General features: G+C 65.3%; 5 protein-coding genes. 4 read left to right on the top strand and 1 reads right to left on the bottom strand.

Annotated features, from left to right (window positions below; genetic code table 11):
- Positions 1 to 9: 9 nt before the first annotated feature.
- Entirely contained in the window at positions 10 to 933 is a 924-nt protein-coding gene (locus JOE60_RS01960; RefSeq protein WP_167265419.1) for a carbohydrate kinase family protein, read from the bottom strand.
- A gap of 88 nt (positions 934 to 1021) precedes the next feature.
- Between JOE60_RS01960 and JOE60_RS01955 the strand changes: the two genes are divergently transcribed.
- The 4 genes from JOE60_RS01955 (at position 1022) to JOE60_RS01940 (ending at position 13499) form a co-directional block, all read left to right on the top strand.
- Entirely contained in the window at positions 1022 to 1477 is a 456-nt protein-coding gene (locus tag JOE60_RS01955) for a metallopeptidase family protein (RefSeq protein ID WP_167265421.1), read from the top strand.
- A gap of 10 nt (positions 1478 to 1487) precedes the next feature.
- On the top strand, positions 1488 to 2408 hold the full coding sequence (locus JOE60_RS01950) for a cation diffusion facilitator family transporter (protein WP_167265423.1): 921 nt from the start codon (positions 1488 to 1490) through the stop codon (positions 2406 to 2408).
- Positions 2409 to 2564: 156 nt separating this feature from the next.
- Positions 2565 to 2858, top strand: a complete 294-nt coding sequence (locus tag JOE60_RS01945) for a hypothetical protein (protein WP_167265425.1) — start codon at positions 2565 to 2567, stop codon at positions 2856 to 2858.
- Between the two features lie 81 nt (positions 2859 to 2939).
- Complete coding sequence (locus JOE60_RS01940) at positions 2940 to 13499, top strand: non-ribosomal peptide synthetase (RefSeq protein ID WP_167265427.1); 10560 nt, start codon at positions 2940 to 2942, stop codon at positions 13497 to 13499.
- The last annotated feature ends 66 nt before the right edge of the window (positions 13500 to 13565 follow it).

Genomic DNA, 13565 nt, shown 5'->3' with positions numbered 1-13565 from the left:
GTCTCCGCCTTAGCGGGCCATTTCCGTGAGGAGCTCCCGGTGCGTGGGCGGGTTGGCGCCAGGCCTGCCAACGGTGATGGCCGCAGCCATGGAGGCGATGCTGCCGATCCGTTCCAGCACCGTGGGAGCCAATCCATCGCTGCCACGCAGCAACAGACCCATGATGAGCGCGGACATGTAGGAGTCACCGGCACCGATGGTGTCAGCCACAGTGGACGGAACCGCGGAAAGGTTCAGCTGGATATGTGGTGTGGCCATCAGTGACCCCTTCGCACCCTGGGTCAAAACTGCCAAACCGGTGCCCAGCGCCAGCAGATGGCTGGCAATGTCCTCCAAGGATTTGCCCGGGTACAACCACTGGGCGTCCGAGCCACTCATCCGGACCACGTCGGTCAGCGGAACCATCTCTTCGAACAGCGTCAGTGCCTGATGATGGCTGCCCAACAAATCGGGGCGGATGTTGGGATCGTACGTGACCATGCACCCACCCTGCGCCTGCTCCAGCAAGCTGCGGACAATACCGGCACCCGGCTCGAGGAAGGTTGCGATTGATCCCGTGTGCAGGATCCGCGGCGCGTAGGGCAGGACGATCGGGGCCAAGGCCCAGTCAATCTCAAACGTGTACGACGCCGAACCATCCGCGGCAATCCGTGCGGTGGCTGTGGCTGTCTTCTGCAAGGACTTGGAACCGGGCAACAGCACGACGCCGGCACTCTCAAGGTGCGCTGCAATGGCATCGCCGCGTTGGTCACGGCCAATGGCGGTCAACAGGCCTGCATTAACATCCAGCCGCCCCAACCCGTATGCGACGTTGGCCGGTGAACCGCCGGGGTATTCGGCCTGGCCATCGGCCGATTGAACGATGTCAATGAGGGCCTCACCCACCACAACAACATCCAACTGTTCGGGCGCGGGTGAAGAGGTGACAGTCATGCGGTTCCTGAGTCTCTGGATGAAGGATTGGTTTCAGTATCCCGCATCCCCCGCCACGAATGCCTCTTGCGGCGACTAAAGTCGAAGCATGCCCGCGAACCTTCCTCCCGGCCTTCCGATTGTTCCCGAAGGAGATTTGCCGTCGTCCAGGCTCTCCGACCACACTCCGGGCGGGCCCTTCAGGATGTCCGCCGAGGACTTCGAGGCAGCTGTCAGTGATGCGCTGCAGCTGATCCCGCCCAAGGCCGCAGGCGCCATGGACAACGTGGCGGTCTTTATTGAAGACGACTACGTGCCCAAACCAGGGGAAGACCCGGACACTGTCCTCCTGGGACTTTACGAAGGTGTCCCCCTGACCGAGCGCGACTCGTGGTGGGAAGCAGGATCATTGCCGGACAGGATCACCATCTTCCGCCAGCCCATCCTGGACATCTGCAGCACCCGGCAGGAAGTCATCGACGAAGTAGCGATCACCGTGGTGCACGAGATTGCCCACCACTTCGGCATAGATGACGACCGCTTGCATGAGCTCGGCTGGGGATAGCCTTATACCCATGGGGCACGACCACAACCACTCGCACGGAGTCACAGCAACCGGAAAGCACCGGAAGCGGCTCATAGCTGTCCTGGCCATCACCTTGGGCGTGGTGGGCATCCAGGTGGTGGGCGCCGTCGTGTCCGGTTCCCTGGCCTTGCTTGCCGACGCCGGGCACATGCTGTCCGACGCCGCAGGCGTCTTCATTGCCCTCATGGCTGCATGGATAGCCACCCGGCCGGCCAGCGATCAGCGCACTTACGGATACCAGCGGGCCGAAGTCCTGGCTGCATTGGCCAATGCCCTGATCCTCATTGTGATCGCGGTGGTGATCATGATCGAGGCCATCCGCCGATTCGGTCAGACCACGGAGATCCACACGGACGTGATGCTGTGGGCGGCCATACTGGGTGCGGTAGCCAACCTGGTCTCCTTGCTGATCCTGCAGGGAGCACAGAAGGAGAGCCTCAACGTCCGCGGCGCCTACCTTGAGGTCCTGGGCGATCTTCTGGGCTCCATCGCGGTGATTGTGGCCGCGATCGTGATCATGACCACCGGCTTTGACGCCGCAGACCCCATCGCCTCGGTGCTGATCGCCCTGATGATCATCCCCCGGGCCTGGCACCTCCTGCGGGACGTGGTGGACGTGCTGCTGGAAGCCACCCCCAAGGGCGTGGACGTGAACATGATCCGCGAACACATCATCTCCGTTGAGGGCGTGGTGGAAGCCCACGACATCCACATCTGGACCATCACCTCCGGTGTTCCCGTGTTTTCCGCGCATGTGGTGGTGGAGGATGACGTCCTGAACGCCCGGGGCGCAGACCTCATCCTTGACCAGCTCGGCTCCTGCCTGGGACGGCACTTCGACACGGACCACTGCACCTTCCAGTTGGAACCCGTCAGCCACTCCGAACACGAATCCCACCAGCACGCCTAGGCCCTGATGTCCCGGGGCGGAACCAGCCTGCGGGGCTCCGGTGTCCGGCCCCGGCCAGAGACGATCCCCATCCACGCGACCTGCAGCTCCGAATAACTGATGGCGCGTCACCCCGTGACGCGCGGACAACGTCAGCTATGTACTGGAGAAGATCCCGTGAACAAGCCCACCAAGAACGCCGCACGTTTCGCAGTCGGAACCGTCCTTGCAGCCTCCGCCTTCACCCTTGCTTCCCTCCCCGCACAAGCAGCAACAACAGCACCTGCAGCCACTGCCGCTGCTCCCGCCAGCACCAGCGCCCTGAACGGCGGGATCCTTAACGGCCTGCTGGGTGGCGGCATCCTCAGCGGCGGCATTCTGAACGGCGGCCTCATCAACGGTCCGCTCATCAATGGACCCCTGATTGATGGAGATGTGCTGGGCCCCCTTCAGCTCGGCCAGTTCCAGTAACCCCACCTTCACGACGCGGCAGTCCTGATTCCCAGGGCTGCCGCTGCTTTTCCACGCCTCCCCCCACTGCAGAGAAGGATCATGAACTTCCCTATCCCCGCCTCCCCTGACCAGCCCGGCACTCCGGCGCACCAGGCACCAGCCCGGATGGGTTTATCTGCCGCGCAGCGGGGCATCTGGTACGCGCAGAAGTTGGCGCACAGCAGCCCCATGTACCAGATCGGGCAATTCATCGAAATCTCCGGGCCCTTGGATGTTTCCCGCCTGGAAGCAGCCGTGGCCCGGGCAGTTTCAGAGACTCCGGCGCTGAACCTGGCGTTCGGCGAGGACGACGACGGCCCGTTCCAGTACGCCAAGCCCATGGATGCGAAGGTGCAGTTCACCGACCTCAGCGGGTGCGGCGGCGAATCAGCGCGTGAACAAACTGCACGCGATCTGATGGACACGGATATGGCGCAGGCCCGCAGCGTGGAAGACGGCGGGCTGCTCCACACGGAGGTCATCCGGCTCTCCGAGGACCGTCATTTCTTCTACCAGCGCGTCCACCACCTGCTCCTGGATGGGTACTCCGCGGTGCTGGTACTTCGACGCGTCGCCGCAGTTTACGAGTCCATGGGCACCGCCAATGACGCCGGCGGGAACGCCAGCCTCGATTTTGCCGCGCTGGACGAACTGATCGCGGACGATCACAGCTATCAGGACTCCGCAGCGGCCGCAGCCGACGCTGCCTACTGGACTGCTGAACTGGACGGACAAGCCACTCCGGCCGGGCTCGCGGGCCGCCCTTCCGGGACGGCAGAGGCTCTGCTGCGGTCAACCCAAACGCTTGCACCATCCGCAGTGGACGCGCTCCTGTCAGCTTCCGGGAGTGCGCCTGCATTGATCCTGACGGCAGTGTCCCTGTACCTGCACCGGATGACCGGCGAGCAGCACGTGTCCTTGGCCCTCCCCGTGACGGCCCGCCGCGGAAAGCTGGCCAAGTCCACAGCGTCCATGCTGTCCAACATTGTCCCCATCCGGCTGGACATCAACCCCGGAGCCACCGTCCAGGACATGGTGGCCACCACGGGCGGCAAGCTGCGTGGAGCCCTGATCCATCAAAGGACCCGCTACGAGTCCATGACCGGACAGGGCAGCTACCTGGGACCATCGGTGAATATCCTTCCGGTTCTGGACGACATCGCTTTCGGTGAAGCCACCGGCACCATGCACATCCTGTCCACCGGCCCCATTGACGACCTGTCCGTCATTGTCCATGGCCTCGGGAACAACGCCTCCGACGGCGTCACTGTGCAGTTCGCCGCCAACGCGGGCCTCTACACCCAAGCAGACCTGGACAAGCACCTGACGCGCTTTGTCCGGCTTCTTGGCGAGCTTTTGGCCAACCCGGAAAATCCGACGGCGGCACTGTCACTGACGTCGACGTCGGAGGAACGCTCCCTGCTGGCCGAGGGCGACGCAGAGTCGATGGACCTGCCGGGCCACACGGTTGTGGAAGAGTTCCAGGCCGCGGCCTCGGCCTCACCTGGGAGAACTGCCGTAGTGGCTGCTGACGGACGCCTGAGCTTTGCCGAACTGGAACAGCGCTCCAACCAACTGTCCCGCTTTCTCCGCGAGCGCGGCGCCAAGCCCGGGAGCACGGTGGCCGTCAGGTTGGACCGCAGCGTCCTGCTGCCCGTTGCTATCCTGGCCATCCTGAAGGCGGGCGCCGCCTATGTTCCCCTGGATCCGGACTACCCGGCGGGCCGGGTAGAGGGCATGCTGGTGGATGCCGCGCCGGTTCTTCTGCTGACAGAGACTTCGTTGAGTGACCAGGGACGCCCCCGCACCAGTGTGCCCGTGACTGTACTGGATTCCAGCGTGGTGTCGGCAGAGCTGGACAGCAAGGACCCGGCCCCGCCGGCGCCCGTAGCCGGCCAGCATGATCTTGCGTACGTGATCTTCACTTCCGGCTCCACAGGCCGCCCCAAAGGCGTGGGTGTGGAACACCTGGCCCTGCTGAACCTGCTGACCTCGCATCGGGACAGGATTTTTGATCCTGCCGCATCGCGGCTGGGCCGCAGCCTCCGGGTGGCCCACACCGCGGGATTGTCGTTCGATGCGTCCTGGGATCCCATCCTGTGGCTCCTCGCTGGGCATGAGCTGCACATGGTGGACAACCAGACACGGCGCGATCCCGAGGCCCTGAGCTTGTTCCTGGCCAGGGAGCGAATCGATTCGATTGAAACCACGCCGTCATTTGCCAAGGCGCTGCTGGCCGGCGGCCTTTTCGACCAGGACTCCCACCCCTCCGTGGTGGCTCTGGGTGGCGAAGCCGTGGACCCGGCAACATGGCGTGAGTTGGCCGCCCATGAGGGCGTGGTGGCCTACAACTTCTACGGTCCCACTGAAACCACTGTGGACTCGCTGACCGCTGTGATGGAACCCGGCACGGACGTCACCTTGGGTGGATCGGTGGCCAACAGCCGGCACTACATCCTGGACTCGGGCCTCAACCCTGTCCCCACCAATGCCATCGGGGAGCTGTACGTCGCCGGTCCCAACCTCGCACGCGGCTACCTTGACCAGCCTGGGCTCAGCGCAGGTAAATTCGTGGCCGATCCCTTCGCGCTGGACGGCACACGCATGTACCGCACAGGGGACGTGGTGCGCCGCCTGGACGATGGGACCCTGCAATTCCTTGGCCGGATGGACCAGCAGGTGAAGATCCGGGGGTTCCGGATTGAACTGGCGGAAATCGAAGAGGTCCTCCGCGGCATGGAAGGGGTGGCCCAAGCCGCGGTGACGGTGACCAAGAACAAAGCCGGCTACGACCAGCTGCTCGCCTACGTCACCGCCTCCCACCCGGAACAGGAATCCGGGGGCAGCACAGCCCTGGACTCCGCAGCCATCCGTAAAGAGGCCCGCAGGGCGCTGCCGGACTACATGGTGCCCGCAGCGGTGATCGCCATCGACTCCATACCCCTGACAGCAAACGGCAAGCTGGACACCCGCGCCCTGCCAACGCCGGAACCCGAGGCCGCAACCAGTGCGCCGCGCACACCGGCCGAGCGTGTGGTGGCTGATGCTTTCCGCGAAATCCTGGGCCTGGAATCCGTTGGACTTGAGGACGATTTCTTTGAGCTGGGCGGCCACTCCCTGCTGGCCACACGCCTCGCCGCGTACCTGCGCGACGCCACAGGTTCAGCTCCTGCCCTGCGCACCATCTTCGAAGAGCCCACGGTGGCGGGACTCGCCGCGGCGTTGGACAGCGACGGAACAGGCGCTCCTGTGCTGAGTGCGACGGAGCGGCCGGACACCATCCCGCTGTCCTTTGCCCAACGCAGGCTGTGGTTCCTGAACCGTCTGGATCACCAGTCGGGTGCTTACAACATTCCCATTGTGCTGACGTTGAAGGGCCGTTTGGAGGTGGGTGCCCTGGAGGGTGCGCTCACGGATATTGTGGACCGCCACGAGACGCTTCGCACCATTTTCCCGTGGTCCAACGGTGAACCGCGCCAGGAGATCCTGCCGCCGGGAGCCATGCCCGCCAAACTTCTGGCCGTGCAGTGCGATGAGGAGAACCTGGACCGGGCCTTGCAGGCAGAAACCCAGCGCGGCTTCGACATCACCGGGGAACTCCCGGTCCGTACGGTCCTGTTCCAACTGGCGCCGGACCACCACGTCCTGGCCATCACGTTGCACCATGTGGCCGCGGACGGATGGTCCCTGGCTCCGCTGGCGCGTGATCTCTCCGAGGCCTACACTGCCCGGCTGAACGGAACGGAAGCTCCCTCCAACGAGCTGCCTGTCCAGTACGCCGACTACACCTTGTGGCAGCGCGAAGCCCTGGGACAGGAAGAGGATCCGTCCAGCCCCATTTCACGGCAATTGGAATTCTGGGCCCGCGAGCTCAAGGGATCTCCGGAGGAACTCCAGCTGCCCTACGACTTCCCGCGCGGAACCCGCGAAGGCGACCTCCCGGCGTCGTCGATTCCCTTGGAACTGGACGCCCGCACCACGGCGGGCCTGAACGCTCTGGCGAGGAAGCAGAATGCGAGCCTCTTCATGGTGCTCCAGGCCGCGCTTGCTGCGCTGCTGACAAAGTCGGGCGCTGGAGAGGACATCCCGCTGGGCACGCCGGTGGCAGGCCGCACCGACACGCAACTCAACGAACTGGTGGGCTTCTTCGTCAATACCCTGGTGCTGCGGACCAACACGTCCGGCAACCCCACCGCATCCGAGCTGGTGGAAAGCGTCCGGTACACCAACCTGCACGCCTACGGAAACCAGGACGCCCCTTTCGAGCGCGTCGTGGAAGAACTCAACCCCACGCGATCGCGCAACCGCCATCCCCTGTTCCAGGTGATGCTGACGCTGCAAAATACCCCCGACGCGTCGCTGTCCATGGAAGGCCTTGAAGCCACTGCGGACATGGGAAGGGAGCCGGGCGGGGCAAAGTTCGATCTCCTCCTGGACCTGGCCGAAACGGCCAGCGCCGGCATCTCCGGCTCGCTGGCCTACAACCCCGCGCTCTTCAGCCGGAGCACCGTGGAGCGGCTTGTTGAAGGGTTCACGCTGGTTGCCGGGCAGTTTGCCGACCACCCTGCCGTGACACTGGACCGCTTGCGTATTCAGACCCCAAGCCAGCATGCAGAAGTACTGGCACACAGCTCCGCCACGAAACTCGACGTTCCGTGGCCCACCATCCTGGACGCCTTCGCGCAGACCGCCGCTGCGAATGCGTCCCGCATTGCCGTGCTGACTGAAGGAACGTCCTGGAGCTTCCATCAATTGCAGGACCGGGTGGAAACCATCGCCAAGGGACTCACTGCCAGGGGCGTCCGTCCCGGTGACCGCGTGGCCGTGGCCATCCCACGATCCGCGGACGTGGTGGCCGCTGCCCTGGGCGTGCTGACTGCGGGTGCCGTATACATACCGATCGACCTCGCCTATCCCTCCGAACGGATCAGTATGATCCTGGAGGACAGCAGCCCGGCGGTAGTGATCGTTCATGGCCAAGCGGGTACCGGCGTCGAACCTTCCAAGGCGGTGACTCTCGGCAACCTGCTGGCGGCCGGGGAAAATGCCCCCGGAACGGCAACGGCAGAGTGCGCCCCCGGCGACCTCGCCTACGTGCTGTACACCTCGGGTTCCACCGGAAGGCCCAAGGGCGTTGCCGTGACCCACGGCGCCCTGGCCAACCTCTACGCACACCATCACCGCACCCTGTTTGCGCCGCGCCTTGCCGCGGACGCGGGAAACCCTGTTGCCGTGGCACACATCGCCGGGCTGGGCTTCGATGCTTCCTGGGACCCGATGCTCTGGATGGTGGCCGGCGCCGAACTGCACATGGTGGCCGACGCGGAGCGCGGCGACGCCGAAAGCCTCAGCCGCTACTGCCTCCAGCACGGAATCGACGTCCTGGAAACAACGCCGTCGTTCGCCGCGCAATTGCTGCAGTATGGCCTGCTTGACCAGCACCGCGAACAGCCGCTGATCCTCGCCCTGGGCGGCGAGGCCGTATCCGGCACCCTCTGGGATCGTCTGGCCTCAGACCCTTCCGTCCAGGCGTTGAACTTCTACGGCCCCACCGAGTTCACTGTTGATTCGGTGATGGCGGAAATCACCGGCACCAAGCCAGTGATTGGCAGGGCCGCGGGAAACACGTCCGCGTGGGTGCTGGACGCGTACCTCCAGCCGGTCCCCGCGGGGGTTCCCGGCGAGCTGTACCTGGCCGGCGACGGGATGGCGCAAGGTTATGACCAGCGGCCTGCCGAGACGGCCTCGCGTTTCGTGGCGAATCCCTTCGCGGCCGACGGAAGCCGCATGTACCGGACAGGCGACCTGGTGAGGCGCGACGCCACAGGTGTGCTGGAATTCCTTTCCCGCACCGATGACCAAGTAAAGGTCCGCGGGTTCCGGATCGAACTCGGTGAGGTGGAGTCTGCCCTGTCCAGCCATCCGGAGGTGCAGCACGTTGTTGCCGTCACCGATGGCGTTCCTGCCCAGCGAATCGTCGCCTATGTTGTGGGCGCAGTGGACACCGCCGAGCTACGGGCACACGCGGCCACCAGGCTGCCCGACTACATGGTCCCGGCCCTGATCATGCCTATTCCGGCGCTTCCACTGACCTCCCACGGAAAGCTTGACCGCAAGGCCCTTCCCGCGCCCGCGGCAATGGGCGCAGGTGAAGGAAAGGCTCCGTCCACCCCCGAGGAGCACGTCATGGCCGGAATCTTCGGTGAGGTTCTCGGGCTGGAGACGGTGGCCATGGATGATGACTTCTTCCTGCTGGGGGGACACTCCCTCCTGGCCATCACCATCATGGGAAAGATCCGGGAAGCCTTTGGCGCTGCCCTCCCGTTGCGGACGCTCTTCGATCAGCCAACTCCAGGGGCGCTGTTGGACGCAATCTCTGCCGGACGGTCGGCCGGGTCAACGCCCGACGACGGCCCGGCGGCTCCCGCTGGCCAGGCACCTCATGCTGAGCTGGCACCTCATGCTGAGCTGGCATCTCATGCCGACCTGGCATCTCATGCCGAGCTGGCATCTCATGCCGACCCCGCCCAAGAGACCGGCCCGACGCTCGCTGAGTGGCTGGAAACCGGAACGGCACGCCGCCATGGGAACCCAGCCCTGTCCTTCGCCCAGCAACGCATGTGGTTCCTCAATCAGCTGGATCCAGGCTCCGCCGACTACAACATCTCCCTGGCCGCCCAACTGGAAGGCGACGTGGATGAGCAGGCCCTCTCCGCCGCCGTCGATTCCTTGGTGGCCAGGCACGAGGTCCTGAGGACCAGCTACCCGGCAACTGCCGGCACCCCCCACCAGCTGGTCCACCCGGCCGGAGATGCGGGTGGGCTGCTGCGGATCATCCCGGTGGGCAGCGAGGATGAGCAAGCCTCCATCCTGGAAGCGGAAGCACGCACGGGCTTTGACGTCACCAGCGACCTCCCCCTGCGCGCGGTGCTGCTGCGCCGCGGTGACGGCCCCCGGCCTGCATGGATCCTCCAGCTGGTGATCCACCACATCGCCAGCGATGGTGCGTCCCTGGCACCGCTTGCCCGGGATCTTTCCGAGGCCTACTCGGCTGCTGTGACAGGAACCGGGAACAGCCGCGCCCCGCTCAGCCTCCAGTACGCAGACTTCAGCGCGTGGCAGCAGGAAGTCCTTGGTGCCGCAGGAGTGGCGGACAGCAAGGTCCGGTTCTGGCAGGAAACCCTGGCGGGCATACCCACCGAGCTCACCCTTCCAGCCGATCAGCGCCGCCCCCGTGACGCCCGGCAGCCCGGAAAACAGCGCACCTTTGAGCTCAGTACCGAAACTTTGAAGGCCCTGAACTCCCTGGCGGTTACCTCCAACGCGAGCCTGTTCATGACTCTCCACGGCGTCCTGGCCGGATTCCTGCAGCGCATGGGGGCCGGCGATGACATCGTGATCGGCTCACCCACGGCAGGGCGCGCGGACCCGGCCCTGGCGGACCTGGTGGGATTCTTCGTCAACACCTTGCCGCTGCGGATCAGCGCCGCCGGTTCTCCCACCGTGCGTGCCATGGTTGACCGTGCCCGCACCAGCGTGCTGGCAGCGTTCGATCATGACGACGTCCCGTTTGAACAGCTGGTGGAGGTACTGAACCCCGCCCGTGAGCTGGGACGGCACCCCCTGTTCCAAACGATGCTGACCGTGGACAGCTCCCCCGCTTCCGTTCCGGAACTGCCCGGCGCAACAGTCACAGCCCTGCCGGACAGCAGTTCGGGAGAGGCGAAATTCGATCTCTCCTTCACCTTCCGTCCCGCCGCCTCGGGCCTTTCAGCCACGCTGGAGTACAACGCGGCAATGTTCCAGGACGCCACCATCGAACGGCTGGTCAAAACCTTGGTGCGTTTCGTGGAGCGGGCTGCCGCTGATCCGGAGACCCGTGTTGCGGAGGTGCCCCTGCTTGACCCCGAGGAAGCCGACGCGTTGGCGGGGCTGACAGCGGGACGGCGTTCCGGCGTCGTACATCACCCGGAAGAGGCCGACGGCGTCCTGGCCGCCTTCGCTGCCAGTGTCCAGTCCGCCCCGGACTCCTTAGCGCTGGTCAGCGGGGACAGCAAGGTCACCTTCGCGGAGTTGGCAGACTCCGTGATCCGTGTGGCGGACGGACTTCACATGGAGGGGGTGGCCGCGGGCGATGTTGTCTCGGTGTTCCTGCCCCGGTCCGCCGGAACCGTCCAAGCGTTGCTGGGAGCAGTTGCGTCGGGCGCGGTTTACAACCCGATCGATACCGAGTACCCGGATGACCGGGTGGTGGCCATCCTGGAGGATGCCGGGCCTGCCGTGGTGGTCAGTTCCGAATCGGAAGCGGACCGCATGGCCGCTTTGCTGTCCACGGTTGCTGCGCGGAACCCTGGCCGTGCTGTTCCGCGCCTGGTGTTGCTGTCCGGACTCCTTGAGACGGCCGGGGCCTCGGGTTTCGGCTCGCCCCAGGAACTTCTTGAGCGCCAGCCAGCAGGACGCAACCTCGCCTATGTCATGTTCACCTCGGGATCCACGGGGAGGCCCAAAGGAGTGGAGGTCAGCCACGGCGCGTTGGCAGCTCTGCTGGAATCGCACGGTGAGACCCTCTTTGCGGGACTGGATCCCCACACCACCGGGGTCCAGCAGAGGGTGGCCCATACCACCGGAGTTGGCTTTGATGCATCGTGGGATCCCATCCTGTGGATGGTTGCCGGGCATCAGCTGCATATGGTGGGCGAGGATACCCGGCGGGATCCCGCCGCGTTGGCAGGCTACTTTGAAGAGCAACGCATCAGCGTCTGGGAAACAACGCCCGGGTACGCGAGGCATTTGCTGACCGAGCCGGCGTTCACCAGGGTGCTGGACGGAGACGGATTCAGCCTTGCCCTGGGTGGCGAAGCCTTCGATCCCGCCTTGTGGGACGCACTTTCCGCCAAGGACAACGTGACCGCCTGGAACCTTTATGGTCCTACGGAGGCCGCGGTGGATACCGTGCTGGCGCGCGTCAGTGACCACACGGCCCCGGTGCTGGGAGCTGCCACGTCCCGGACCGCGCTGTATGTCCTTGACCCTTTGCTGCAGCCGGCGCTGCCCGGAGTTTCCGGCGAGCTATACATCGCGGGCAAGCAGCTGGCCAACGGCTACCGGGGCCAGCCGGGACTGACGGCTGAACGCTTTGTGGCCGACCCCTTCAGCGCCGATGGCGGGCGCATGTACCGCACCGGTGACCTGGTGGTGCGGCACGCTGACGGGAGCATCGTCTTCTCCGGACGCAACGACAATCAGCTCAAGATCCGTGGGTTCCGTGTGGAGCCCGGGGAGATCGAGCAGGCCGCCACCACCGCGGTGGACGTCCAGGCCGCCGTGGTCCGGGCAGTGCCCTCCGGGGACAGCGTGCGGTTGGTGGCCTGGGTGGTCCCCACGGCCGGCGTTCCCGTTCATACCAAGGATGGCGCGGCGGACTTCGCTGACGGCGTGCGCGCCCACCTGCGGAACCTGGTGCCGGATTACATGGTGCCGGCGGCCGTGGTGGCCATCCAGGAGATCCCCCTGACCCATCACGGCAAGGTGGATTTTGCTGCCCTGCCGGAAGCGGACGGCGCACCGCGCACGTCCGGCAAGGTTCCGCGGACTCCACGGGAGCAAACGGTGGCAGCAATCTTCGCGGACGTATTGTCCCTGAACAAAGCCGGAGTGGATGAGTCGTTCTTCGAACTGGGCGGGCATTCGTTCCTGGCGCAACCGTTGATTGCCCGGATCAATGCAGCGCTGGGTACATCCCTGCAGGTCCAGGCCTTGTTCCGTGCGCCCACGGTGGAGGGGCTTCTGGCCGAAGCCGATCGGGGCGTGGACGATGGCGCCGCCGCAAGCCTGCGCCAGGTTCTTCCCCTGCGCACCAGCGGCACCAAAGCGCCCCTGTTCGCCGTCCACCCGGCGTCGGGTATCGCGTGGGGCTACGCTTCAATGCTGGGTTCGCTTGACCCGGAGCGGCCCCTGATCGGGTTGCAGATGCCGGGCATGGAACCGGGCGCAACCCACGCCGTCACCGCGATGGACCTCACGGAACTCGCGGACAGTTACATTGCCCGCATCAAATCCGTTCAACCGTCCGGCCCCTACCATCTGCTGGGATGGTCCTTTGGTGGGCATGTGGTCCACCGCCTGGCTACCCGGCTCCAGGAACGTGGCGATGAGGTTGCGTCGCTGGCCATCCTCGACGCGTTCCCCGGAAACCAGGAGAGCAACGATGATGTGGGGGCAGGTGCCGGAATTTGGGCTGCCTTCCTGGAGGCGCAGGGCTACGCCCTGGACGAGTCCGACTACGAGGATCTTGGCGCTGCCAAGGCCCAGGAGATCCTCCGCAGGAACCACAACCCGCTGGGTACCGTTCCACTGGACGCCGTGCAGGCCATGGTGGAGAACTTCCCCGTGCTGGCGCGGCTGATCAGGGAACAGGAACCTGCAATTTTCGACGGCGACCTGCTGCTCTTCCGGGCCACCGTGGAGGTCCCTGAGGGCACGCCGCGAGCGGATGCCTGGGAGCCGTACATCACCGGTCGCGTGACCGCCGTCGACGTGCCGGAAAGGCACTCCCGGATGTTAAGTGACGCAGCTCTCCCGGTAATTATGCCCGCCTTGGCCATCCAGCTGGGGGGTTGAGTCCGAACCACTGGAAACGCTCCGGAACCCGGTGCATTGTTTACGCCGGAACAACCCGAAAGGTCA

Source organism: Paenarthrobacter ilicis, from assembly GCF_016907545.1.
Lineage (GTDB): Bacteria > Actinomycetota > Actinomycetes > Actinomycetales > Micrococcaceae > Arthrobacter > Arthrobacter ilicis.
The sequence above is the reverse complement of the archived record's forward strand: the minus strand, read 5'-3'. Positions and strand labels throughout refer to the sequence as shown.